Origin of the sequence: Litchfieldia salsa, assembly GCF_900104555.1 — a bacterium.
Classification (GTDB): domain Bacteria; phylum Bacillota; class Bacilli; order Bacillales; family Bacillaceae_L; genus Litchfieldia; species Litchfieldia salsa.
Genome location: NZ_FNJU01000004.1, coordinates 140,441 through 165,517, shown reverse-complemented (window position 1 = coordinate 165,517; position 25,077 = coordinate 140,441). Strand labels below are relative to the sequence as shown.

General features: G+C 38.3%; 22 protein-coding genes. 19 read left to right on the top strand and 3 right to left on the bottom strand.

Annotated elements, in window-relative coordinates; genetic code table 11:
• The first annotated feature begins 141 nt into the window (after nucleotides 1-141).
• From BLQ56_RS10435 to BLQ56_RS10405, 7 genes are all read left to right on the top strand, one after another.
• The gene (locus tag BLQ56_RS10435) at nucleotides 142-768 is read left to right on the top strand and encodes a TetR/AcrR family transcriptional regulator (protein ID WP_090853438.1); all 627 of its coding nucleotides are present in this window, start codon (nucleotides 142-144) and stop codon (nucleotides 766-768) included.
• A gap of 32 nt (nucleotides 769-800) precedes the next feature.
• A complete protein-coding gene (gene icmF, locus BLQ56_RS10430) occupies nucleotides 801-4,097 on the top strand; it encodes a fused isobutyryl-CoA mutase/GTPase IcmF (RefSeq protein ID WP_090853436.1) in 3,297 nt (1,098 codons plus the stop codon).
• A 265-nt stretch (nucleotides 4,098-4,362) separates the two neighbouring features.
• Nucleotides 4,363-4,935 (top strand): DNA-directed RNA polymerase subunit delta, encoded by a 573-nt coding sequence (gene rpoE, locus BLQ56_RS10425; protein ID WP_090853433.1) that lies wholly within the window; start codon nucleotides 4,363-4,365, stop codon nucleotides 4,933-4,935.
• A 388-nt stretch (nucleotides 4,936-5,323) separates the two neighbouring features.
• Nucleotides 5,324-6,931: a CTP synthase gene (locus BLQ56_RS10420; protein WP_090853431.1), complete on the top strand. Its 1,608-nt coding sequence runs from the start codon at nucleotides 5,324-5,326 to the stop codon at nucleotides 6,929-6,931.
• A gap of 282 nt (nucleotides 6,932-7,213) precedes the next feature.
• On the top strand, nucleotides 7,214-7,927 hold the full coding sequence (gene pxpB / locus BLQ56_RS10415; RefSeq protein ID WP_090853962.1) for a 5-oxoprolinase subunit PxpB: 714 nt from the start codon (nucleotides 7,214-7,216) through the stop codon (nucleotides 7,925-7,927).
• Nucleotides 7,924-8,940 (top strand): 5-oxoprolinase subunit C family protein, encoded by a 1,017-nt coding sequence (locus tag BLQ56_RS10410; RefSeq protein ID WP_090853429.1) that lies wholly within the window; start codon nucleotides 7,924-7,926, stop codon nucleotides 8,938-8,940. The genes pxpB and BLQ56_RS10410 overlap by 4 nt, the downstream gene beginning before the upstream one ends.
• On the top strand, nucleotides 8,937-9,701 hold the full coding sequence (locus tag BLQ56_RS10405) for a LamB/YcsF family protein (RefSeq protein WP_090853426.1): 765 nt from the start codon (nucleotides 8,937-8,939) through the stop codon (nucleotides 9,699-9,701). The genes BLQ56_RS10410 and BLQ56_RS10405 overlap by 4 nt, the downstream gene beginning before the upstream one ends.
• Nucleotides 9,702-9,763: 62 nt before the next feature.
• Here the strand turns inward: BLQ56_RS10405 and BLQ56_RS10400 are convergent, their stop codons facing one another.
• A complete protein-coding gene (locus BLQ56_RS10400; RefSeq protein ID WP_090853423.1) occupies nucleotides 9,764-10,294 on the bottom strand; it encodes a DUF2529 family protein in 531 nt (176 codons plus the stop codon).
• 188 nt (nucleotides 10,295-10,482) lie between these two features.
• On the opposite strand from BLQ56_RS10400, the gene BLQ56_RS10395 reads away from it, so the two are divergent.
• From BLQ56_RS10395 to BLQ56_RS10365, 7 genes are all read left to right on the top strand, one after another.
• The gene (locus BLQ56_RS10395; protein WP_090853419.1) at nucleotides 10,483-10,857 is read left to right on the top strand and encodes a response regulator; all 375 of its coding nucleotides are present in this window, start codon (nucleotides 10,483-10,485) and stop codon (nucleotides 10,855-10,857) included.
• Nucleotides 10,858-11,270: 413 nt separating this feature from the next.
• Nucleotides 11,271-12,128: a class II fructose-bisphosphate aldolase gene (locus BLQ56_RS10390; protein WP_090853416.1), complete on the top strand. Its 858-nt coding sequence runs from the start codon at nucleotides 11,271-11,273 to the stop codon at nucleotides 12,126-12,128.
• Between the two features lie 399 nt (nucleotides 12,129-12,527).
• Nucleotides 12,528-13,814: a UDP-N-acetylglucosamine 1-carboxyvinyltransferase gene (locus BLQ56_RS10385; protein WP_090853413.1), complete on the top strand. Its 1,287-nt coding sequence runs from the start codon at nucleotides 12,528-12,530 to the stop codon at nucleotides 13,812-13,814.
• Nucleotides 13,815-14,642: 828 nt separating this feature from the next.
• Nucleotides 14,643-15,932, top strand: coding sequence for a transcription termination factor Rho (rho, locus tag BLQ56_RS10380; protein ID WP_090853410.1), 1,290 nt, complete (start codon nucleotides 14,643-14,645; stop codon nucleotides 15,930-15,932).
• Between the two features lie 400 nt (nucleotides 15,933-16,332).
• A complete protein-coding gene (gene rpmE, locus BLQ56_RS10375; protein WP_090853406.1) occupies nucleotides 16,333-16,533 on the top strand; it encodes a 50S ribosomal protein L31 in 201 nt (66 codons plus the stop codon).
• Nucleotides 16,534-16,939: 406 nt separating this feature from the next.
• The gene (locus BLQ56_RS10370; RefSeq protein ID WP_090853403.1) at nucleotides 16,940-17,509 is read left to right on the top strand and encodes a thymidine kinase; all 570 of its coding nucleotides are present in this window, start codon (nucleotides 16,940-16,942) and stop codon (nucleotides 17,507-17,509) included.
• A 222-nt stretch (nucleotides 17,510-17,731) separates the two neighbouring features.
• Entirely contained in the window at nucleotides 17,732-18,178 is a 447-nt protein-coding gene (locus BLQ56_RS10365; RefSeq protein ID WP_090853400.1) for a lipoprotein, read from the top strand.
• Between the two features lie 97 nt (nucleotides 18,179-18,275).
• Here the strand turns inward: BLQ56_RS10365 and BLQ56_RS10360 are convergent, their stop codons facing one another.
• A complete protein-coding gene (locus BLQ56_RS10360) occupies nucleotides 18,276-18,809 on the bottom strand; it encodes a MerR family transcriptional regulator (protein WP_090853398.1) in 534 nt (177 codons plus the stop codon).
• Nucleotides 18,810-19,317: 508 nt separating this feature from the next.
• Between BLQ56_RS10360 and prfA the strand changes: the two genes are divergently transcribed.
• From prfA to BLQ56_RS10335, 5 genes are all read left to right on the top strand, one after another.
• Nucleotides 19,318-20,385: a peptide chain release factor 1 gene (prfA, locus tag BLQ56_RS10355; protein ID WP_139163088.1), complete on the top strand. Its 1,068-nt coding sequence runs from the start codon at nucleotides 19,318-19,320 to the stop codon at nucleotides 20,383-20,385.
• Nucleotides 20,385-21,248: a peptide chain release factor N(5)-glutamine methyltransferase gene (gene prmC / locus BLQ56_RS10350; protein ID WP_090853392.1), complete on the top strand. Its 864-nt coding sequence runs from the start codon at nucleotides 20,385-20,387 to the stop codon at nucleotides 21,246-21,248. The genes prfA and prmC overlap by 1 nt, the downstream gene beginning before the upstream one ends.
• Before the next feature lie 167 nt (nucleotides 21,249-21,415).
• The gene (gene spoIIR, locus BLQ56_RS10345) at nucleotides 21,416-22,042 is read left to right on the top strand and encodes a stage II sporulation protein R (protein WP_090853959.1); all 627 of its coding nucleotides are present in this window, start codon (nucleotides 21,416-21,418) and stop codon (nucleotides 22,040-22,042) included.
• Nucleotides 22,043-22,123: 81 nt separating this feature from the next.
• Nucleotides 22,124-22,567: a GNAT family N-acetyltransferase gene (locus BLQ56_RS10340; RefSeq protein ID WP_090853389.1), complete on the top strand. Its 444-nt coding sequence runs from the start codon at nucleotides 22,124-22,126 to the stop codon at nucleotides 22,565-22,567.
• A 203-nt stretch (nucleotides 22,568-22,770) separates the two neighbouring features.
• Nucleotides 22,771-23,823, top strand: coding sequence for an L-threonylcarbamoyladenylate synthase (locus BLQ56_RS10335; protein ID WP_090853386.1), 1,053 nt, complete (start codon nucleotides 22,771-22,773; stop codon nucleotides 23,821-23,823).
• Nucleotides 23,824-23,882: 59 nt separating this feature from the next.
• On the opposite strand, the gene BLQ56_RS10330 is transcribed toward BLQ56_RS10335, so the two are convergent.
• Nucleotides 23,883-24,845, bottom strand: a complete 963-nt coding sequence (locus BLQ56_RS10330; RefSeq protein ID WP_090853384.1) for an NERD domain-containing protein — start codon at nucleotides 24,843-24,845, stop codon at nucleotides 23,883-23,885.
• Between the last annotated feature and the right edge of the window lie 232 nt (nucleotides 24,846-25,077).

Sequence of the window (25,077 nt, the reverse complement as noted above, 5' to 3'; positions counted from 1 at the left end):
CCGCGAAAGGGATAAGCGAGCAAAAAGAACAGCCAGGAATCCCGCGGGAATTTGTGTGAATCCCGCAAAACATGTGGAGAATTCCGCGAACTTACGGTGGGAATCCAACGAATTCTAGTATAAATAATGGATGTGAGAATTGTGGCAAAGAGGGCAGTACATGCTTCAGTTAAGGATGAGCGCTTAATTAAGAAGCGACGAGATCAGATGATTAAGGGAGCCGTTACTCTTTTTAAGGAAAAAGGGTATCACCGAACTACGACTAGAGAAATTGCAAGGGCGGCAGGATTCAGTATCGGCACCCTCTATGAATATATTAAAAATAAGGAAGATATTTTGTACTTAGTATGTGACAGCATCTATGACCATGTAACAGAACGACTTGAGGAAGAAATTAATAATCGGACAGGAAATCTGCAAAGCCTAAAAGCTGCGATTGCCCATCATTTTAAGGTGATGGATGAAATGCAGGACGAGGTTCTCGTCATGTATCAGGAAGCAAAATCATTATCAAAGGATGCACTCCCATATGTGCTTAATAAAGAAAATGAATTAGCACGTGTGTTTGAAGTGATGATTCGACGATGTATTGAAACAGGGGAACTACATTTAAAGGAAACCGATATCTCACTAATTGCACATAGTATCATCGTTCAAGGACAAATGTGGGGTTTTCGCCGTTGGGTCATACAGAAGCGTTATACACTTGAGCAGTATATTGAAATCCAAACCAATTTAATCCTATATGGTATTACAAAAAAAGACTAGAAGGGTGCCAGGCACCAACTGTGGGACATAAAATGTCCCACTTGCGGTGCCTGGCACCGGAAAGGGGGAGTAATGTGAAACAGTATAAGCCTAAGAGTCATGTTCGGTTTGTGACGGCATCAAGTTTATTTGATGGTCATGATGCGTCTATTAATATTATGAGACGGATGCTTCAAGCAAGTGGTGCTGAGGTCATTCATTTAGGTCATAATCGGTCAGTAGATGAAGTGGTGAAAGCAGCGATCCAGGAGGACGTGCAAGGAATTGCAATTTCATCTTACCAAGGTGGGCATATTGAATACTTCAAGTACATGTATGACTGTTTGCAAGAGTATGGGGCAGAGCATATTCGAATCTATGGTGGTGGTGGGGGTGTCATTATCCCACGTGAGATCAAAGAACTACATGATTATGGCATTGCGAGAATCTTTTCACCAGAGGATGGCCGTAAGTTTGGACTTCAAGGCATGATTAATCAAATGCTTGAAGAGTGTGATTTTTCTCCATCAATAGAAGTGTCTGACGAAATTTCCAGACTGAAGAAAGGTGAAGACCAAGCGATTGCTAGACTGATTACATTGGCAGAAAATAGACTCGATTTACCAGAAGAAGTAGCCGCTGCTGCAGATACAATGATCAAACAGGTGAAAGGTCTCGCTAAAGAGATCCCGGTTATTGGAATGACAGGAACAGGTGGAGCGGGAAAAAGCTCGCTAACAGATGAGCTAATTCGCAGGTTCTTAAATGAATTTCCGTCAAAGAGAATCGCGGTGATTTCCATTGATCCTACTAAGCAGAAAACAGGTGGTGCATTGTTAGGAGATCGAATCCGAATGAATGCCATCTTTTCACCAAAAGTGTATATGAGAAGTCTGGCCACCCGACGCTCTAGATCTGAGCTTTCTCTTGCCATCAAAGACGCGCTCACTGTGACTAAGGCAGCCAATTTCGATGCGATCATTGTTGAAACAAGTGGAATTGGTCAAGGTGATGCAGAAATTATGAATGTTTGTGATATTGGTATTTATGTGATGACAAGTGAATTTGGGGCCCCTTCTCAGCTTGAAAAAATTGATATGATTGACTTTGCAGACTTAATTGTTATTAATAAATTCGAGCGTAAGGGTTCAGAGGATGCGAAAAGGCAAGTTCAAAAGCAATATCAACGCAGCCGTTTATTATTTGAGCAAAAGCTAGATGAGATGCCCGTTTATGGAACAATTGCAAGTCAATTTAATGATCCTGGGACCAATACGCTGTTTGTGGCACTTGTGAAAACCATGAATGAAAAGATGGGTCTTTCATGGAAAACAACCTTAGAAACAACCTTAGAAGTTCAAAAGCAAACGGTCATTATCCCAAATGAACGAATCACTTATTTAAGAGAAATTGCAGATACCGTTAGAACCTACCATAAAAAAGCCGCAGAACAAGTATCCTACGCTAGAAAAATATTTCAGATCAAAGGAACCCTTGAAGCATTGCAACAAAATGATGGTCAAGAAGAGGTAAAAGAGACGCTTCGACAACTTCTAAGAGACTATGAAAATCGACTATCCTCTCAGTCTAAAAAGGCGTTAGAATCCTGGCCTACACTTAAAGCCATGTATGCACAAGATCAAATTGTGACGAGTGTTCGTGATAAGGAAATCATAACGATTTTAAAAACAGAAAGTTTATCAGGGTTATCTATTCCAAAAATAGCCTTACCAGGCTATGAGGATCTTGGTGAGATTTTAAAATGGATCTATAAAGAAAATGTTCCCGGCTCATTCCCATATACTGCAGGAGTCTTTCCTTTTAAAAGAGAGGGAGAGGACCCGAAGCGACAATTTGCAGGTGAAGGCACACCAGAAAGAACGAATCGTCGGTTCCACTATTTATCAAAGGATGATAATGCGAAAAGATTAAGCACGGCATTTGATTCAGTCACATTATATGGGGAAGATCCAGACCATCGACCAGATATTTATGGGAAAGTTGGAGAAAGTGGTGTAAGCGTTTGCAACCTTAATGATATGAAAAAGTTATATCAAGGTTTTGATTTATGTGACCCTTCAACATCAGTTTCGATGACCATCAATGGCCCGGCACCGATCATTCTTGCGATGTTTATGAACACTGCCATTTTTCAGCAGGTTGAAAAAGAAGAGGGAGTATTAGGTCGATCGTTATCAGACAAGGAATATGAAGAGGTTAAATGCCGAACACTGAGTCAAGTGAGAGGGACGGTTCAAGCAGATATTTTAAAAGAGGACCAAGGTCAAAATACGTGTATCTTCTCAACCGAATTTGCTTTACGAATGATGGGTGATATTCAAGAATATTTTATTCAAAATGGAGTTCGGAACTATTATTCTGTGTCTATTTCGGGGTACCATATCGCTGAAGCTGGTGCAAATCCAATTTCTCAGTTGGCTTTTACCTTATCAAATGGGTTCACATATGTTGAGTATTACTTAAGTAGAGGGATGAATATTAATGACTTTGCACCGAATCTATCTTTCTTTTTCAGCAATGGGCTTGATCCTGAATACACTGTGATTGGTCGGGTGGCTCGGAGAATTTGGGCGACTGTGATGAGAGATAAGTATGGCGCAAATGAAAGAAGTCAGAAGCTAAAGTACCATGTTCAAACCTCTGGTCGCTCTCTACATGCTCAGGAAATTGACTTCAATGATATTCGTACTACTTTGCAAGCATTGATGGCATTACAAGATAATTGTAATTCACTTCATACAAATGCGTATGATGAGGCCATTACGACACCAACAGAGGAATCTGTGAGAAGAGCAATGGCGATCCAAATGATTATTACAAAAGAGCTTGGAATGTCTAAAAATGAAAATCCCCTTCAAGGCTCATTTATTATTGAAGAGCTGACAGATTTAGTAGAGGAAGCTGTACTGCAGGAATTTGAGCGAATTAATGATCGTGGCGGGGTATTAGGTGCAATGGAAACACAATATCAGCGCGGAAAAATTCAAGATGAATCAATGCATTATGAAATGAAAAAGCATACAGGTGATCTTCCGATTATCGGAGTAAATACGTATTTAAATCCGACACCACCAACTGATGAAGAATTAAACAGTATTGAGCTAGCACGATCTTCGACTGACGAAAAGGAACTCCAGATTCGTCATTTAAACGAATTTAAAGAAAAAAATCAATTGGTTGTTCAAGAAGAGTTAACGAATTTAAAGCAAGCAGCTATACAGAATAAAAATATCTTTGAACAGTTAATGTCTACCGTTCGGGTGGCAAGCTTAGGAGAAATTACGCATGCACTATATGAAGTTGGCGGACAATATCGTCGGAATATGTAGGGCTGTGTGTATACAATTTATGGTGAAAGGGACCAGCATGATTGGTTCCTTTTAACAATTTTCTAAGATTATGTATAATAAGGTAGCATAAACTAGTTGAATTTGTTTATAATGAATGATATCTGTATTCTAGGAATAGCTATAGATGTCTTTATACATAACAAATCTAGAATCATTCATAGTCATGATTAGACCCGAGTTACTAATTAGGACCAAGTGTACATAGTAATGGTCGAATTTTTTTATATTGAAAGGGAGTGCCTTGATGGGTTTAGAACAATACTCACCAGAAGAATTGAAAGAATTGTCAATGCTTGAAGTAGCATACTTAGTATTTCAAGGTAAAAGCCAAGCAATTACTTTTAGAGAATTATTAGATGAAGTTGTTAGCATATTAGAATTATCAAAATCACAAGTAAATGAAAAAGTGGCTCAATTTTACACAGATATTAATGTTGATGGCCGTTTTATGTGTATCGGGGAAGCTGGATGGGGCTTAAGAAGCTGGTATCCATATGACCAAATCGATGAAGAGGTTACAACTCCAATTAAACCTAAGAAGAAAAAGTCTAAGAAGAAGAAAGCTGCTGCTGATGATTTAGATGTCATAGACTATGATTTAGATGATGAAGAAGAATTAGAGTATGATGAGTTAGACGACTTCGATGACGATGAAGAAGACGACATTGAAGATGATGTAGATGATGTTGAGGACTTTGAGGAAGATGATCTAGATGATGACGATGAGGACCTTGTTGAAGAGGATGAAGAATTCGAGCTTGATGAAGACCTCGACGATGACGAGCTAGATGAAGATGAGGAAGACGAAGAACTGTAAGTCTCATCTTGACTTTTTAAATCGAACTATGTAGAATCATTTTTGGGCTCTATTAAATGAGTGATGAATGAACATAAATGTTTCGCTCCCTTACAACTAAGTAAGAGGAGCGTTTTTGTTTTGTATATAAATCATACATGATTCTGATGAACGTAGTAGCTGCGCTTATCAGAGGATGATGAGGATGTTATACACCTTCGCAATCGCCGGGAACAATGTCTCCGCAGGAATTGAGTATGTTGATTAAACCATCCATGTACTCAAATCATTTACTCTCCACAGGATCAAATGATTAGGCAATTCATGAATAAAACTGCCTGATTACAAATGTTTTTCGCTCAAGTTGAGCAAACTTTACTTAATACATAGAATTGAAAGGGGAACTATGATGACGAAGTATATTTTTGTTACAGGTGGTGTTGTGTCATCACTTGGAAAAGGGATTGTTGCTGCATCTTTAGGACGATTATTAAAAAATAGAGGGTTGAATGTAACGATTCAAAAGTTTGATCCATATATCAATGTGGACCCAGGAACAATGAGTCCATATCAGCACGGGGAAGTATTCGTAACTGATGATGGTGCAGAAACAGACTTAGACTTAGGACATTATGAGCGTTTCATTGATATCAACTTATCTAAGTTAAGTAATGTGACGACAGGTAAAATCTACTCTACTGTTTTACGAAAAGAGCGTCGTGGTGACTATCTTGGCGGTACAGTTCAGGTTATCCCACATGTAACAAATGAAATTAAAGAGCGTGTTTTCAGAGCGGGTAGAGAAACAAGCGCAGATGTGGTTATTACTGAAATCGGTGGAACAGTTGGTGATATCGAGTCACTACCGTATCTAGAAGCAATCCGTCAGATTAAAAGTGATATCGGTCGTGAAAATGTCATGTACATTCACTGTACATTAGTACCTTATATTAAAGCAGCTGGCGAAATGAAAACAAAGCCAACTCAACATAGTGTAAAAGAATTACGCAGCTTAGGAATTCAACCAAATGTTATCGTAGTTCGTACTGAAGCACCAATCTCTCAGGATATGAAGGATAAAATTGCCCTGTTCTGTGATATTGACCAACGTGCAGTCATTGAATCAAGAGATGCAGATACTCTTTATTCAATTCCGTTAGCATTACAAGATCAACATTTGGATGAAATCACGTGTGAGCATCTTAAATTAGATTGTAATCCTGCAGATATGACTGAATGGAAAGAGTTAGTGGCGCGTGTAACGAATCTTTCTAAAACAACGACAATCGCACTTGTCGGAAAGTATGTTGAATTACAAGATGCATACATCTCTGTTGTTGAAGCAATGCGTCATGCAGGATATGCTTATGATGCAGATGTGTCAATTAAATGGGTGAATTCAGAAGAGGTTAACTCAAGCAATGCTGCTGAGTTACTTTCAGGTGTAGATGGAATTCTTGTTCCTGGTGGATTTGGTGACAGAGGAATTGAAGGAAAAATTACAACCATCCAATTCGCTCGTGAAAATAAAATCCCAATGCTAGGAATTTGTTTAGGGATGCAATTAGCTTCAGTGGAATTTGCTCGAAATGTACTAGGCCTTGAAGGCGCACATTCTGCAGAAATTGCACCAGAAACACAGTATCCAATTATCGATTTATTACCAGAGCAAAAGGATGTTGAGGACCTAGGAGGAACTCTTCGTCTTGGCTTACAGCCTTGTAAATTAGTTGAGGGTACAAAAGCATTTGAAGCATATAATGATGAAGTTGTTTATGAGCGTCATCGTCATCGTTATGAGTTCAATAATCAATTCCGTCAAGCGATGGAAGCAAAAGGATTTGTCTTCTCTGGTACAAGCCCAGACGGTAGACTTGTTGAGATTGTCGAGTTAAAGGATCACCCATGGTTTGTGGCTTCACAATTCCATCCGGAATTCACATCTCGTCCAACAAGACCACAACCACTTTTCCGTGAATTCATCCATGCTTCACTTGTGAATTCAGAGAAATTATAAGATTTTAGTTAGAGCTACATCCTTAATAGGGGTGTAGCTTTTTTGCTTTTTGTAATGGAGAGTTTTTGAACAAAATCAAAGCTTGTGCCAGTTGTTTTGTCTAATGGTAGGGCTCTATTGAGATAAGTGCCGGTTCTGTGGTTCCTAGGAAGGTGAACGTCACTAAAACTAGTTGTTTTTATTTTATTTTTACAATTTGTTAAACCATTTTACTTTCATCCAAACTGTATGCATATGGTAAAGTAAGAAGAGGTTACTATTATGTTGAAAGGAGAGGTTCAAGTGGATTATATGCTACATCCATTAGGAGACCAAGCCGTTTTAATTGAAGTTGGAGAAACAATCACACTCGACATTCATGAAAAGATTAAAACGATCTCCTCCTGCCTAAATACCCTGCAAGATGACTGGTTTATCGAATACATACCAGCATTTACAACTGTTACGGTTTTCTATGATCTAATGACCATCCAAAAAAAAGATACGAAAAATAAAACACCATATGAATATGTATGTGATGAACTAAGTTTCCTACTCTCTTCCGTGGGCACAAATGAAAAGGTCGAATCAAGAACAGTTACCATACCGGTATGTTATGAACAGGAGCTTGCTCCAGACTTAGAGTTTGTCGCAAAAACAAACCAATTATCATCACAAGAGGTTATCAATATTCATTCTTCAGGAGAATACACGGTATATATGATTGGCTTTGCACCAGGTTTCCCATATATCGGGGGGATGTCTAATCGTATTGCTGCCCCGAGAAAAGAAACGCCGAGTTTGAGAATTCCAGCTGGTTCTGTAGGGATTGCTGGAAAGCAAACAGGGGTATATCCTCTTGAAACACCTGGAGGTTGGCAAATTATTGGGCGCACACCTCTCAAGTTATTTCAACCAGATGAAGACAATCCAAGTCTGTTAAAAGCAGGAGACAAGATTAAATTTTCACAGATTTCCTATAAAGACTACTGCAGCTTAGGAGGGAAACAGAAATGATCAAGATCATTAAGCCAGGTCTTTTTACGACCCTCCAGGATCTAGGGCGAGTAGGTTATCAAAAATACGGTGTGATTACAAGTGGAGCAATGGATCCTTTTGCACACAGAATGGCCAACATATTAGTGGGTAATAGTGAAAGTGAAGCAACACTTGAATGTACAATGGTTGGCCCGAAGATTCAATTTGAGCAGGATACTCTTTTTGCCCTATGTGGAGGAGAATTCGCCGCAGAGATTGATGGTCATCCTATTAAATTATGGCGACCAATCCTAGTAAAAGCGGGTTCTATTTTAACAGTTGGTCCACAAAAGCTAGGAAGCCGCGTGTATTTGGCTGTAGCCGGTGGATACAAATTGGAATCTGTAATGGGAAGTAAATCAACCTATATAAGAGCGGGTATAGGTGGTTTCAAAGGGAGAGCACTCCTTGCAGGAGATACCATCATTACAGGTATGATGCACAAGCTATCTGAAGCAATCATGTTAGATCTTTCTAAAAGGTTCGAATCAATGCCCTTTGTACAAACGACCTGGTCAATTTCCACTAAGATGATGCCAAACTATCGGAAGGATCCCTATATTCGTGTGATGAAAGGTAGACAGTTTCATCTGTTTACCGAGGAGAGTTGTGAAAAGCTATTTACGTCAGGCTTTAAAATCTCAAATCAATCTGATCGAATGGGTTATCGTTTAGAAGGACCAAGTTTGAAGGTAGAAAAGAATGAGGAGCTTTTATCTGAAGCCGTTTCGTTTGGAACGATTCAAGTTCCATCAGATGGTCAGCCGATCATTTTACTAGCAGATCGCCAAACAACAGGTGGATATCCTAAAATTGCTCAAGTCGCAATAGTCGATTTGCCACTATTAGCTCAAGCTGGACCAAATGAGAAAGTAGAATTTATAGAGGTTGAGCATGGAACAGCAGAAAGGCTACATATTGAAAGAGAAAGAATGATTACACAAGTAAAACAAGCTATTTTTCTAAAAGCCAAGATGGAGGGAAGAGAATGAGTAAAGTTGATCTGAATTGTGATTTAGGAGAAAGCTTCGGGTTATATAAAATTGGCCGAGATGAAGAAATTCTAGATTTTGTCACATCTGCTAATATTGCCTGTGGCTTTCATGCAGGTGATCCTAGTACCATTCAACAAACAGTTTCCCTTGCTCTTAGGAAAAATGTCGCGATTGGGGCCCACCCTGGGCTACCAGATAGGGTAGGGTTTGGGAGAAGAAACATGGACATTACAGCTCGTGAAGCCTTTGATATGGTTGTCTATCAAATTGGAGCTGTCCAAGCGTTTGCTCATGCTGAAGGTGGGAGACTACAGCATGTAAAGCCACATGGTGCCCTTTACAATATGGCAGCAGGGAATAAAGAGTTAGCGGAAGCCATCGCTGAAGCTATTTATAAGGTGAATCCTGAACTTATTTTATTAGGGCTATCCGGAAGTGAATTAGTTTTAGCAGGGAACAAGCTAGGATTAAGAACCGCAAACGAGGTTTTTGCGGATCGAACCTATCAACTTGACGGCTCGTTAACACCGCGAAGACAAGAACATGCATTAATTAAAGACGAAGCCCAAGCAATTAACCAAGTGGTTAAAATGGTGAAAGAAGGGAAGGTCGACTCCGTGCAAGGTCAACCTATCTCCATTCAAGCTGATAGCATTTGTATTCATGGTGATAGCGAACATGCCCTTGTCTTTGCAGAAAAAATAAGAAATGCATTAACTCAGGAAATGATATCAGTCACACCACTAGCTAATCTTTAGTCAAACGGCTCCCGGATCTCTCTGGAGTATCCAGGAGTTGTTTAACGTGAATTCACATTAACCTATTCATACTCCTTTATAATTTCTTTCAGCGTATAAGTTAGGCTATAATAAGCAAATAAAGCTGTGATAATAGAGGGGAATCCATATCGGTTACCTTCGTCATCTGGGATAAGCGCTTTAACTAACTTACTGTCGATATGTACATCAACAAGTTGGTCTAAAGACCTCTCTTCACCTTTTACAAGAGCAGAAATTGCTACGATTTCAACACCTCTTTGGGCTAGTTCCTCTGCAAGTTGAAGTGCGTCTTGATCAGTAGAATATCTTGTTATTAGTAAAACCCGGTCCCGATCGGTTAGCTGAGCCATTTTTCCATCAATAATAAGCTTTGCACTTGAAGGAAGTGATTCAGCACCTTTGGTAGCTTCTATCACAACTGCCTCCATCTCACCAAACCCGTGCAGATAAAGTTGGCCTTCGCCTAAAACAGCTTGAGCAAGAAGTCTTGCACCATCTTCAACCATTTCTTCTTCCTGATCTATGATTCGATTAAATAATCCTTGTAGCTGTGTTGAGAAAATTTTCATCATTTTTATTAACTCCTTTTAGCGGTTCATTCGTTGTTATTATAGCGTGAACGAGTGAGAAATGCGAAAGGTGGGGGAATATGTCGACAAGATTTTAGCGAAAAAAAAAGGGAAAAGAGAGTAGTGACTCGAATTTAATAGATTATGAATAGATCGTGACTGTAATAATTATAATAATAGAGGTGTTTCTTATGGAAGATAAAATATTAATTGTTGATGATCAGTATGGAATAAGAATTTTATTAAATGAAGTGTTTCAAAAGGAAGGGTATAAAACGTTTCAAGCGGCGAATGGTATTCAAGCAATTGATATCGTAACAAAACATTCTCCAGACCTCGTATTATTAGATATGAAAATTTCCGGTATGGATGGAATTGAAATTTTAAAACGATTAAAAGCAATTGACGCAGATATTAGAGTTATTATTATGACAGCATATGGAGAACTTGATATGATTCAAGAAGCAAAGGATTTAGGTGCAATTACACACTTTGCTAAACCGTTCGACATCGATGAAATTCGTGATGCGGTAAAAAAACATATCGTACCAATCGAGACAAAATAAGCACTCTTAAGTGCTTATTTGTTTTTTCTGCAAGAGAACAATTATTATTTCAATAAACCTACTAGAGGAGAAGTTGACTAATTATGTTATTTTTCCCCTAATTAGGGTTGTTTCAATGCGATAAAAAATGTCGTAAAAATGACATATAAGAAAATCGTTGTTATATCAACAATGAAAACGCTTCATGACATTTTAGGCCAAAGTTTTGTCTATTGCGGTTTTTACACTTAATTGATATGCTAGGAACGAAAAGAATACAGCTATATCAAAAAGCTCTAGTAAAGCACATTTAAATGATGGTCTTTGCATTATATCTTATACTATTTTACATATAATTTTTACCTTATGGTAAATCTAATGGATGATTAGCTTGCTGATTAGTTGTAATACTGTACATTTGGGAGGATATTAGAATGCCTTTAGTTTCAATGACAGAAATGCTTAAGAAAGCAAAAGCAGAAGGATATGCAGTAGGTCAATTCAATTTAAACAACCTTGAATTTACTCAAGCAATTTTACAAGCAGCACAAGAAGAAAATTCACCAGTAATTTTAGGTGTATCAGAAGGTGCAGCACGTTACATGGGTGGATTCACTACTGTTGTTTCAATCGTTAAAGGTTTAATGTACGATTACAAAGTAACAGTTCCTGTTGCAATTCACTTAGACCATGGTTCAAGCTTTGAGTCTTGTGCGAAAGCAATTCATGCTGGATTTACTTCAGTAATGATTGATGCTTCTCATGATCCATTCGAAGAAAACGTTGCAACAACTTCTAGAGTTGTTGAACTAGCTCACTTCCACGGAGTATCTGTTGAAGCAGAACTAGGTGTTGTTGGTGGACAAGAAGATGATGTTGTAGCAGAAGGTGTAATCTACGCTGATCCAAAAGAATGCCAAGAGCTTGTTGAGCGCACTGGTATTGACTGCTTAGCACCTGCTTTAGGTTCTGTTCACGGTCCTTACAAAGGTGAACCAAACCTTGGTTTCAAGGAAATGGAAGAAATCGGTAAAGCAACTGGTTTACCACTTGTTCTTCATGGTGGAACTGGTATCCCAACACATGATATTCAAAAAGCAGTTTCATTTGGAACAGCTAAAATCAATGTAAATACAGAAAACCAAATTGCTTCAGCTAAAGCAGTTCGTGAAACACTTGCTGTTAAAACAGAAGAGTATGATCCACGTAAATATCTTGGACCAGCTCGTGATGCAATTAGAGAAACAGTAAAAGGTAAAATGCGCGAATTTGGATCTTCAGGTAAAGCTTAATTTACTTCCACAGTAAATGAAACTTTTTTAAAGAGACAAACGTCAAAAGATATAGATAAAAAAAACCGCCCGATTGAGTTGGCGGTTTTTTTTCTGAATAAAACAATTGTTTTAAAATCGTGATTTTAAGGTATATGAATTCTTAAGTAGGTTAAAGTGGATAATGTGCAATATCTTTTTTATGGACAAAAGAACCGCGAGAAACGCGAAGTACTTTATTACATCCAGGATCTATGTATAGTTGGCTAAAAAGATATAGTTTTTTTGGAAAAACCATACATGAATATTGTGTTTTCGTGTAAACTAATAAATAATACTTGTACAACTATACATAAAATGGTTGGTAATAAATTCCATCAATGTGAAGGAAGTATAAACTTCGCTAGAAGGGAGACTCAAATGGAAAAACTGAAAATTGCAGGTGGTTATCCATTAAAAGGTTCAGTTCGCATAAGTGGAGCAAAAAATAGTGCTGTCGCATTAATTCCAGCTACCATATTAGCCGAATCAACAGTATCAATTGATGGATTACCAGATATCTCCGATGTACAGATTTTAAAGGATTTAATTGAAGAAATTGGTGGAACAGTTTCTTTAAAAAATGATGAAATTGTGATTGATCCATCTAATATAGTATCAATGCCACTTCCAAATGGGAAGGTGAAAAAGCTACGTGCCTCATACTATCTAATGGGTGCAATGCTTGGCCGTTTCAAAAAAGCAGTGATTGGTTTGCCTGGTGGCTGCCATCTTGGACCACGTCCAATTGATCAACATATAAAAGGGTTTGAAGCACTTGGTGCAAGAGTCACTAATGAACAAGGTGCCATTTACTTGCGTGCTGATGAACTTCGAGGTGCACGTATTTACCTTGATGTCGTTAGTGTGGGTGCGACCATTAACATTATGCTTGCTGCCGTTCGTGCAAAAGGTCAAACGATCATTGAAAATGCTGCAAAAGAACCTGAAATCATTGATGTAGCTACATTGCTTTCAAGTATGGGAGCAAAAATTAAAGGTGCAGGTACAGATGTTATCCGTATTCAAGGTGTCGATAAGTTGTCTGGATGTCATCATACGATTATCCCTGATCGAATTGAAGCAGGTACATATATGATACTAGGTGCAGCAATGGCCAAAGAGGTCTTAATTGACAATGTCATTCCATTGCATCTTGAATCTTTAATTGCAAAGTTTCGTGAGATGGGAATCATGGTAGAAACAACCGAAGATCAAATTTGGATCGCTGGAACAGACAATCTTAAGGCAGTGGATATTAAAACACTAGTATATCCAGGATTTCCAACAGATCTCCAACAACCATTTACTGCCTTGCTCACGAAGGCAAAAGGGACCGGCATGGTTACTGATACAATCTATGGCGCTAGATTCAAGCATATAGACGAACTTAGAAGAATGAATGCACAAATAAAGGTTGAGGGTCGTTCTGCCATCGTCACAGGTCCTGTTCAACTTCAAGGTGCAAAAGTTAAAGCTAGCGATCTTCGTGCTGGTGCTTCATTAGTTGTAGCTGGACTAATGGCAGAGGGAATTACTGAAATCACAGGTCTTGAACATATTGACCGTGGTTATAGCCAGCTAGAAGAGAAGTTAACAGGTCTAGGTGCAACCATTTGGCGTGAGAAGCTAAGCGAAGAAGAAATCGAACAGCTTCAAAACTCTTAATTTTTATTAATGATATGAGCGTTATTAGAAAAAGCTGACTTAATACATTCAACTTCTATTCGTAGGGAGTCCCGAGTTTAGGTCAGTTTTTTTAATCGCTTTTTGAGAGCTACTTCTATTAATCTAGTATAGTGAAGGGTGCCAGGCACCTCCTTTTCAAAAGAATCGTAAATTCTACTTTTAACCTCAACGAAAATAGGATAGAATAAAGTAGGCTGGTTAACGCTTACAATTGTCACCTCCGGAAATTGCTATTGCTTTAATTAAGAGATAAAGGGTAAAATAGATGGAGTCTTCGTTAACTAAAATACTACCTACTTCCAGAAAACCTCCATTACCTTCATTGGACCTTCCGTATCATTTCTAAAATACTTACCGAATGAAAACCAAATGTAGTTTTTACTAGGAGAAAATCGTTTCTGGAATAAATTCATTGTTTTTAGAAGCAGATATGTCACGATGATGCTTTCATGTATGTGAATGCAAAATCAGATGCAATATTCTGTGGAAGTCTATGGAGTTCTATCTAATGTTAAGGCTCTTTTGTAAAAGATTGTTGTTTTAAGAATTATTTAATGTGGTTGCTCGTTGATTGGAACGGAAGGTATGTGACTCCTGCGGGATGCGCAGGAAGGATGAGACCCCGCAGGGACGAGGAGGCTCATCACCTGCCCCGCGGAAAGCACATACCTGGAGTGCAAATCAACCTAACCTATTCAAATGGCAACAAAGTTTGAGAAAAGAGCCTATGTAAAACGCTAGCCGGAAAACTAGTGAAATAAATCCTATGTAAAATGCATTTATAAATAATAAAAGAGTGGTGTAACAATGAGTATTACAATATCAAGTCTTGAAAATATGAAGCTAAAAGAGCTTTATGAGCTTGCTAAAGAATTAAAAGTTTCATACTACAGTAAGTTATCGAAAAAGGAACTTATTTTTGCCATTTTAAAAGCACGAGCTGAACAAGATGGTCTATTGTTCATGGAAGGCGTTTTAGAAATTATCCAATCTGAAGGATTTGGCTTTTTAAGACCTATTAATTATTCCCCAAGTTCAGAAGACATTTATATTTCTGCCTCTCAAATTAGACGTTTTGATTTAAGAAATGGTGATAAAGTTTCCGGAAAAGTTCGACCTCCGAAAGAAAATGAACGTTACTATGGATTACTTCATGTTGAAGCGGTAAATGGTGAAGACCCAGAAACAGCGAAAGAGCGAGTACACTTCCCAGGTTTAACACCTTTATATCCTGATCGTCAAATCATCTTAGAAACAACACCAACACAGATTTCTACTCGAATTATGGACTTAATAGCACCTGTTGGATTTGGACAACGTGGATTAATTGTTGCTCCTCCTAAAGCAGGGAAAACCATGCTGTTAAAAGAAATTGCAAACAGTATTACGACCAATCATCCAGAGTCAGAGCTAATTGTGTTACTAATTGATGAGCGTCCAGAGGAAGTAACAGATATTGAACGTTCAGTTGCAGGAGATGTTGTTAGCTCAACGTTTGATGAGGTCCCAGAAAACCATATCAAAGTGGCTGAGCTAGTTCTAGAGCGTGCAATGCGCTTAGTGGAACATAAAAAAGATGTTATTATTCTTATGGATAGCATCACGCGTTTAGCCCGAGCTTATAACTTAGTCATTCCACCTAGTGGACGAACATTATCTGGGGGGATTGACCCAGCAGCCTTCCATCGCCCAAAACGATTCTTTGGTGCAGCCCGTAATATCGAAGAAGGTGGAAGCTTAACAATACTTGCTACTGCACTTATTGAAACAGGTTCACGTATGGATGATGTTATTTACGAGGAATTTAAAGGTACAGGTAACTTAGAATTACACCTTGATCGCTCACTTGCAGAAAGACGTGTGTTCCCTGCGATCGATATTCGCCGTTCTGGAACAAGAAAAGAAGAATTACTCGTTCCGAAAGAGCATCTTGATAAACTATGGGCAATACGTAAAACAATGTCAGATACACCAGATTTCTCTGATAAATTTATCCGTAAATTAAAACAATCGAAGACAAATGCTGACTTCTTTGAAGTGCTGGATGCAGAGAAGAAAAAACAAGCTGCATCTAATTTAGCGAGAACACAGAAATAATTGACTGATAAAGGCTGTTTGCTCGAAGGTAGTTTAAAACAGCGAAATACTAGTTACCAGCAGGATGAATACACGTAGACTCCTGCTCAGACCAGTGGCCAAAGTGAGACCCCACAGGAGCAGTAGCGACGAGGAGGCTCACTGGTCACCCGCCGGACGCGGAGTGTATTCATCCTGCGGCTTTAATCGCAACAATCCATACGAAAACAGTCTAAATAAATAAGTCGCTCGTTTGGGATTTTCACTTCCATATTTTATTCTATTGGAAACGTAAGGATTCAGTTGCAAAAGAGTAGACGCCCTGTTATAATTTCATCATGTGCGTTTCTAGAAAAATTCTTTTCTAGAGCAACAACTCTGTTTCGAAGAAATGATTCAGGGCGGAAGGAGATGAGACGAAATGAAAACAGCTATTCATCCTAACTACAATAAAGTAGCGGTGAAATGTGCTTGTGGAAACGAATTTGAAACTGGTTCTGTAAATAAAGAGATTCGCGTTGAGGTATGCTCAGAGTGTCATCCATTTTACACAGGACGTCAGAAATTCGCTGATGCAGGTGGACGTGTAGATAAATTCAACAAAAAATACGGTATTAAGTAAGCACCGTTTCCATGCTAAGCAATGCGCTTAGTTCATGTAATAAGAGAAAACAGGCGAGTAAAACACTTCTCGCCTGTTTTTTTAATGAGGTTTTTCCTGATTGTTGGGAGTATGAGTAATAAAAAATAGTGGTATGTTAAGGGTTAATACGCTATGTGGGAGCGCTACAGCGTAGTTTAAATAGAGTTTTAATAGTAACTGGCCTTTAATAAGGTGGAGCTAGTTGATCGGAACGGAAGGTGTGACTCTTGCGGGATGTGCAGGCAGGATGAGACCCCGCAGGTACGAGGAGGCTCATCACCTGCCCCGCGGAAAGCACAAACCTGGAGTGCAGATCAACACACCTTGTTAAATAGCATTTACTAATGACAGTAGTAGCTTGTATTGTAAGGAGAGAAAAGGGACTGTGGCACAATTATTTTTCAAATATGGGGCAATGAATAGTGGTAAATCAATTGAGATTTTAAAAGTAGCACATAATTATGAAGAACAAGAAAAACCGGTGCTTATTTTTACTTCTGGACTTGATACAAGAGATGAAGTTGGATATGTTTCGAGTCGAATTGGATTTAAACGAAAAGCCATTCCAATTTTTACAGAAACCAATGTGTTTGAAATGGTACAAGATGTTTCTGAAAAACCTTATTGTATATTAATTGACGAGGTGCAATTCTTGAGTAAAGAGCATGTGCTACAGCTTGCAAGAATCGTTGATGAGTTAGACATACCGGTTATGGGATTTGGTCTAAAAAATGACTTCCAAAATGAATTATTTGAAGGAAGTAAATACTTACTTCTATATGCAGACAAGGTTGAAGAAATGAAAACCATCTGTTGGTTTTGTGAAAAGAAGGCAATCATGAACTTACGTGTTGATGATGGAAAGCCTGTCTACACTGGCGAGCAAATCGTGATAGGTGGGAATGATTCATACTATCCAGTTTGCCGAAAATGCCATCAAAATCCACCACTATAACTAACAATTAAAGCCTATATAAGGGCTTTTTTTTGTTTTGGTGCATGAGGATGGCTCGAGACCACTTCCAATTAAATGTTAAGGACAAAACTGTTGGGGTTCAAGGTGGAAATGTCCTTCATGAGGTGGATGAATGAACAAAACTGTTGTGATTCAAGGCGGAAATGTCCTTTGTTCATAATATATGTTTTCAGGGGCACCCTATGTTTAGGAGGTGCTGTCATGAAAAGGATGGTATTTTTAGCTTTGTCGTTGCTGTTGTTTTTAACAGGGTGTAATTGGAACCCTAATCATGAATATCATGCCCAGCGAGAAGATATTGATGGAACAAATCTAATGGAAAGTGGGACAAGAAAGAATAGTTTCTATGAAGAGGATTTACAGGATGAGGATTATAACACAAATCAAAATCCTAATTTCATTGATTTAACAGAAGATCGTCCAGATATTGGTGATGATCAGGATAAATTTAGAGAAGTGATTGAGCTTAAATCAGAGTTCAAACCAGGTGCTGTTTTTATAAATGGTGCTAACGCTTATGTGACGGTTCATACGGATAAATCCTACTCTAATAAGGATAGAAAAAAGGAAGAGAAGAAGCTTTATGAAACACTTCAAAAAGCAATGCCTCGATACCACATTCGTGTAACTATCCATGATAATGATTAAGAGAACTTGGGGACTGCTGAATGTTTGAATGGTATTTGCAGTCCTCGTTCAGATTATGACGTTTCTTTTAGGGGATTTTTCTAAAAGAAAAAGCCTCCTAAAAAAGGAAACTCATGATTGTTTTAAGTTTTTTTGATGCCCTAGGAGTTCTAATTGGTTGATCTAAAACAAGGGTTCCCTCTTTTCGAAGATTTTTTAATTCCGTATTCTCCGTTTTTAATTTTTCTATATATGATTCTAACGATTCAACACGGTTTTGCAATTCATCAATTTCACTTCGGTGTTGAAGGAGTTGATACTCTACTACCTCACTGGCTTTTTGTTCAATCGTTTTTTCATTTAGTTCAATGCGTTCAATTAAGCTGGAAATTTGTTGTTGTAGTGAATTGTCAATTGTTGTATTCATTGTAGTTCTTATAATCCCCTTTCTAGGTGGCTTAATGTTGATTTCATGTCTTGGGACGCCATCTCTAACATGGTCACGAATTTGACAAAAGAAGATGTAATCAGCTTCATCAAACACATAATGGCCATGCTCATTTTTTTTACAAGGGATATCAAAATATTTGATCCATCTGCGTATTGTCTTTGATGAAACTCCGACTCTGGCGGCAAGTGCGGTAGTATTCATTCACACCACTCCTCTTTCTTATTATATATGATTTCTCTATGCCTCCTCCCTTATCCTTTCCAATAGACAAAACTAGAACCTATTCGGCAAAGAAAGAACTAATACAACATAATAATTGAAAAGCTTCGACAATATAAAAATAACGTTTATTGCTAAAAGTCCATAAAAATCGAACTAGGACATGGCCTATAAGTTAAGAATGAGTTATTAGGGTAGTCTGCTTTGTCAAATATTGAAATTTTAGTTACCAGCAGGCTGAATACACGTAGACTCCTGCGGGAACAGTGGCCTAAGTGAGACCCCGCAGGAGTAAGCGATGAGGAGGCTCACTGGTACACCCGCCGGACGCGGAGTGTATTCAGCCTGCAGCATCCCGTGAGTGATTCGTAGTTGGTGTTAAAACAAAGTATTTAAAAGTTAGGGCAAGGATTTTTGCGAATTTGCTTTGACGCGTTACATATCCTATACTATACTTAGAATGTTATGGACTAAAATTGAGGTGAATGATGTGTTTGACCGTTTGGAAGCTGTAGAAGCACGTTATGAGAAATTAAATGAATTATTAAGCGATCCTGATATCGTTAATGATACAAACAAACTGCGTGACTATTCAAAAGAACAATCAGATATAGCAGAAACTGTAGAAGCATACAGAGAATACAAAGAAGTGAAAGAACAACTTGATGATGCAAAGGCTATGCTTGATGAGAAGCTAGATGCTGAAATGCGTGAAATGGTAAAAGCAGAAATTGGAGAGCTTGAGGACCGTGAAGAAGAACTTCAAGAACGTCTAAGAATTCTTTTACTTCCAAAAGACCCTAATGATGATAAGAACGTAATCATGGAGATTCGTGGAGCTGCAGGTGGGGATGAAGCTGCCCTTTTTGCTGGTGACTTATATCGCATGTACAGTCGTTTTGCAGAGGTTCAAGGCTGGAAAACAGAAGTGATGGAAACGAACTCAACAGGTGTGGGTGGATATAAAGAGATCATTTTCATGATCAACGGAAAAGGCGCATTCTCAAAGCTTAAGTTTGAAAATGGAGCACACCGTGTACAACGTGTACCTGAAACAGAGTCAGGTGGCCGTATTCATACTTCAACAGCAACAGTAGCTGTTTTACCAGAGGCAGAAGAGGTTGAAGTCGATATCCATGAAAAAGATATTCGTACTGATACGTTTGCATCTAGTGGTCCTGGAGGACAGAGTGTTAATACAACAATGTCAGCGGTTCGTTTAACTCACTTACCAACAGGTGTTGTTGTATCATGTCAGGATGAAAAGTCTCAAATCAAGAACAAAGAGAAGGCAATGAAGGTATTGCGTGCTCGTGTTTATGATAAGTTTCAACGTGAAGCACAAGCAGAATATGATCAAAACCGTAAGCAAGCTGTCGGTACTGGTGACCGTTCAGAACGTATCCGTACGTACAATTTCCCACAAAACCGTGTAACTGACCATCGTATTGGCTTAACCATTCAAAAACTCGACCAGATTTTAACGGGTAAGCTTGATGAAATTATTAACGCGTTGGTAATGGAAGATCAGGCATTGAAAATGGAGCAAGCAGAGTAATGCAATTTACAAAAGTGTACGAAGCCCTAAATTGGGCTTCTTCTTTTTTACGGGAAAATGGTCGAGATGAGAATGCAGGAGAACTCTTATTACAACATCTATTAAAAATGGAGCGTTCAAAACTATTAGCAGAATTACGAGAAGAGCTAGAGGCTGATGTGATAGAGACTTTTATTGAAGGAATCAATCGTGTGGCTGATGGATATCCATTACAATATCTAATTGGCTTTGAGGAGTTCTATGGAAGAAAGTTTATGGTTAACGAAGAAGTGTTGATTCCTAGACCAGAGACTGAGGAATTGGTATATGGCGTTTTAGCAAGAATGAAAAGAAAGTTTACGGACTCAATTAACCTTGTTGATGTCGGTACAGGTAGTGGTGCGATTGCGATTACGTTAGCTCTTGAGCATGCCTCGGCTAATGTGTTTACAATTGATATTGCAGAGGAATCACTAAAAGTGGCGAGGGAAAATGCAGAGCGTCTAGGTGCACAGGTAACCTTTTTGCATGGAGATTTGCTAAGGCCCTTGATTGAACAAGGGTTAAAGGTAGATGTCGTGGTTTCCAATCCTCCGTATATTCCTGAAGAAGATATGCTTACACTATCGCCTGTCGTGAAAGATCACGAACCATTAAGGGCGCTAGTTGGTGGAGTTGATGGTCTTGATTTCTATCGAAGGTTCATGGTTGAGATTCCCCAGGTGCTAAAAAATGAGGGAATTGTTGCCTTTGAAGTAGGTGTTGGACAAGGCGAGTTAGTAGCAGAGCTACTTCGACAAACCTTCCCTGGTTCAATGGTTGAAGTTGTAAATGATATCAATGGAAAAGATCGTATGGTATTTGCGGAAATTGGCTTTTCTTAACCGGGACAAAACCGGTCCCGGTTTCGGTGCCTGGCACCGATAATGCTAATTATTTTAAGAAACATACTAGTTTTAAAAGTTTACTAGATTTTTTTCATTTTACTAGTTTAGAATTTGAAATGATTGTCCACACTGTTTGACAGAGGGGACGGTGCTAGAAAATGAAAATGAAAAAACAATTAATGATCGTTATTTACATAGTATTGATGTTTATTGGAGCTAATGCAGGATTATTTGTAAGTGAGCCTGCTGCGCAAGGAAATGGTCAATTGGTGATTCCGGATGAAGCGATTAGATTACGTATTCTTGCAAATAGTGATTCAGAACAAGATCAAGCGTTAAAAAGACTCATTCGTGATGAAGTAAATAAAGAGATTACAATATGGGTACAAGAGTTAACTTCTATCGAGGCTGCTAGAGAAGAAATTGTTAGTCGTTTAGATGAAATTAATCGTATTGTGGAAGAAGTGCTAGAAAGAGAAAATAGTATGCAAGATTATCATGTGGAATTTGGAAATGTTGACTTTCCTACAAAGCTGTATGGTAAGTTTTTATATCCTGCTGGTGAGTATGAAGCCATCCTTATTACTTTAGGAGAAGGTAATGGTGCAAACTGGTGGTGTGTATTATTCCCACCGCTATGCTTCCTGGATTTTTCAAATGGTGAAGCAGTTGATTCTTCAGATGAGAATGTTGAGCCTGTAGTTGAAGAGGAAGAAGAACCAGTACAGGAAGATGAAGAACCTAAGGTGAAATTCTTTATTGTTGAACTTTTTACATCGTTATTCAGTTAAATTCTAGTAAAGTGGTCTATTTTTGTAATCACCTCATAGATTAGTTATAGATAGTTGAATCTAGTAAATGGGGTGACCGTAATGGGAGAAATTAGAATTGCTACAGAACAGGATATAGATAAATTAAAAGGATTCTTAGACAAATCAGAAGTTAGTTCCACTGGTGTGGAATCAATGATTGATCACTTTATTTTGATGGAAGATGAATTTGGTTCAGTTCAAGCTACACTTGGTATTGAAAAAGTGGAGCTGGATGGGCTCCTTCGTTCACTTGTTGTGACATCGAATATCAAACAAACTGAAATTCTTTCATTGTTTAAAAGTGCAATCTCGTTAGCAAAGCATAAAGAGTTAAGAGAGCTATACTTGGTGACAAACCGAGAGGCTTCCGTCGTATTTTTTACAATGCTTGGGTTTACGCAATTAGAAAAGGAAGAGATTGCGGAGAATATCTTGCAAGCGGAGCATATGAAGCAACTCGAGAATGCTGAAAATGCAATTTACATGAAGACCACAATAAATTAATGTGGAAAAGTCATTAAAAAGGTTTAATTGAAGAAGAATATGGGTATATCCACAAAGTTATCCACTTTATTGCAAGTTTTATCCACAATTTGTGGATAAAGCTTGTTTTGCGTTTGGATGTTTACTATACTTTCTTTGTGAGAAACATGCGAATTATAGGTGATTTTACCTGTAAATGTCGAGAAGTAGGAGTTGCTTTAAAAATGGAAACAAAATTATGGGCTGTGGATAATTTAGCTGTTTATAAACAGTCTTATCCACAATTGATAGAGGCTGCTAAATTATTACGCGAAAATGAAGTGGTTGCTTTCCCAACTGAGACTGTATATGGACTCGGTGCAAATGCAACATCAGATAGTGCTGTGAATAAGATCTTTGAAGCGAAAGGTCGTCCTAGTGACAACCCTTTGATTGTACATATTGCTGATAAAAAACAGTTAAATGAGATTGCTGAAGATATCCCCAATGTTGTGGATAAATTAATTGAACATTTTTGGCCAGGGCCACTTACCTTAGTGTTAAACCAAAAGTCTGTCGGTCAAACCTTGTCGAAAAAGGTTACAGCTGAGTTATCAACAGTGGCTGTGAGAATGCCAGACCACCCGATTGCACTTGCGTTGATTAAAGAAAGTGGCTTACCAATCGCTGCGCCAAGTGCAAATACATCTGGTAAACCCAGCCCAACTATGGCAAAGCATGTTCAAAATGACTTGTATGGAAAAATAGCAGGGATCATTGATGGTGGTCCAACAGGGGTAGGATTAGAATCAACGGTTTTAGATTGTACGGGTGAGATCCCGGTTATATTGCGACCAGGTGGTGTCACAAAGGAACAGCTTGAACAAGTCTGTGGAAAAGTGGAAATTGATCAGGCATTAGTTAAACAAGATGAGGCACCCAAATCACCAGGGATGAAATATACACATTATGCACCGAACGCACCGCTATATATTGTGAAGGGAACTGCTGAGTACATTCAAAAGTTAGTATTCTCTAAGCAACAAGAAGGACTAACAGTAGGTGTACTAACAACGGTTGAAAACGAAAGCTATTTTTCCGCTGATGTTGTCTATACCTGTGGAAGCATTCATGATTTACAGTCAGTGGCAAACCAATTATATGAAACATTAAGGAAATTTGATGAAGCCGGTGTGGATCTTATCTATAGCGAATCCTTCCCAGAAGACGGAATTGGACAAGCCATCATGAACCGCCTTTTAAAAGCAGCGGGACATCAAGTTATATATGAGGAATAAATATTTATAAGACCCTAAGTTCTGTGGGATAGGACTTGGGGTTTTTATTTTCTAAAAGGTTAATCCTTCATATCGTATAGATATACACGGTTTTTTGTTGTGCCTATATAACTCATTTGCATAGACTTTAAGTAGTGTCTTGATATGGAAGGTGACTTTAGATTTAGGTATTTACGTAATTGTTTATTTGAAATTCGGTAGTCATTTGTTAAGAGAAGGAAATCACTTATCGTATGCTGATGGGCATCCTTTGATCCGTAAGAACAGTGCGAACACGTCCATTTCCCTCGATGGTGGGCCATTGGAATTCGATTACACTTTGGGCAATGAACGCCTTTGATTAATTCAGATTCTAAGAGGTTATACATTTCTAAAATATTAATATCCTTAGTTGTTTGATGGTTAACTAGGAGATTGGCTAAATGGAGAATTTCCTTTTTCGAAAAACTAGAATCAGTATATGTGGATTGGAGTTCTTTCACTTTTTCTATAATATACGTATTTCTAATGATACTTTTAGCTAATAGGGGATCAGCTTTAATTTGAGAAGATTGGTTTGTAATAACGACGATTGGTTCAATCGGGATATATTTTTTATAGACGTGCATTTTGATCCATTCGGCTAATTGATACTTGTGGCGTTTTGCCTGTAATAAAGGATCTGAAAAGACTTCTTCTACTTGGTTATGCGTTCTTATTAATTGGTTATGAACATGGTCGAAATAGAGTTTTCCTGAATGGTTTTTCACTTCGAGGATTGCGATGAAAAATGGTGTAAGGATCAAGGTGTCAATTTGGAAATAGTACTGGTTATATTTGAGTCGAAGATCATGAAGAATCAGGTAGTCTTCAGGAAGAAATGACAAGTAGTAGTCTAATGATTGCTCACCTTTATATCCAGCCATATGCTTTGAGTATTGTTCTTCAATTTCTTTCCGTCTAATGTGCGTTAATGGGAGTCGCTTTAACAGTGCTTCTAATTTTCTAATCATTAGTGGGACTTGCCGAGGTTTGATAATCAATAAATTCACTCCTTTGTTGTTTATTATTCGGGGATGATGGATATTCTCCTTTGATTAAAAGTGTCGATATTTTGAAATAGAGGGGAATGCATGAAAATGGTCTAGAATCCCGCGAATAGCATGGAGTGCGAGGAAGTATGTTTAATGAACCCGCGAAACTTGAGCGCAATCCCACGAAAATAGTAAGTAATCCCGCGAAAGTAGTGAAGAAACCCGCGAGTAGCATGGAGTG

Coding starts and splice junctions, on each gene's coding strand:
- spoIIR (WP_090853959.1), top strand. CDS start 21,416: ATGAAAAAACAATTAATGATCGTTATTTACATAGTATTGATGTTTATT.
- prmC (WP_090853392.1), top strand. CDS start 20,385: ATGCAATTTACAAAAGTGTACGAAGCCCTAAATTGGGCTTCTTCTTTT.
- rho (WP_090853410.1), top strand. CDS start 14,643: ATGAGTATTACAATATCAAGTCTTGAAAATATGAAGCTAAAAGAGCTT.
- rpmE (WP_090853406.1), top strand. CDS start 16,333: ATGAAAACAGCTATTCATCCTAACTACAATAAAGTAGCGGTGAAATGT.
- icmF (WP_090853436.1), top strand. CDS start 801: ATGTCCCACTTGCGGTGCCTGGCACCGGAAAGGGGGAGTAATGTGAAA.
- BLQ56_RS10335 (WP_090853386.1), top strand. CDS start 22,771: ATGGAAACAAAATTATGGGCTGTGGATAATTTAGCTGTTTATAAACAG.
- BLQ56_RS10365 (WP_090853400.1), top strand. CDS start 17,732: ATGAAAAGGATGGTATTTTTAGCTTTGTCGTTGCTGTTGTTTTTAACA.
- BLQ56_RS10390 (WP_090853416.1), top strand. CDS start 11,271: ATGCCTTTAGTTTCAATGACAGAAATGCTTAAGAAAGCAAAAGCAGAA.
- BLQ56_RS10410 (WP_090853429.1), top strand. CDS start 7,924: ATGATCAAGATCATTAAGCCAGGTCTTTTTACGACCCTCCAGGATCTA.
- BLQ56_RS10420 (WP_090853431.1), top strand. CDS start 5,324: ATGACGAAGTATATTTTTGTTACAGGTGGTGTTGTGTCATCACTTGGA.
- rpoE (WP_090853433.1), top strand. CDS start 4,363: ATGGGTTTAGAACAATACTCACCAGAAGAATTGAAAGAATTGTCAATG.
- BLQ56_RS10400 (WP_090853423.1), bottom strand. CDS start 10,294: ATGATGAAAATTTTCTCAACACAGCTACAAGGATTATTTAATCGAATC.
- BLQ56_RS10405 (WP_090853426.1), top strand. CDS start 8,937: ATGAGTAAAGTTGATCTGAATTGTGATTTAGGAGAAAGCTTCGGGTTA.
- BLQ56_RS10340 (WP_090853389.1), top strand. CDS start 22,124: ATGGGAGAAATTAGAATTGCTACAGAACAGGATATAGATAAATTAAAA.
- BLQ56_RS10395 (WP_090853419.1), top strand. CDS start 10,483: ATGGAAGATAAAATATTAATTGTTGATGATCAGTATGGAATAAGAATT.
- BLQ56_RS10360 (WP_090853398.1), bottom strand. CDS start 18,809: ATGAATACTACCGCACTTGCCGCCAGAGTCGGAGTTTCATCAAAGACA.
- BLQ56_RS10385 (WP_090853413.1), top strand. CDS start 12,528: ATGGAAAAACTGAAAATTGCAGGTGGTTATCCATTAAAAGGTTCAGTT.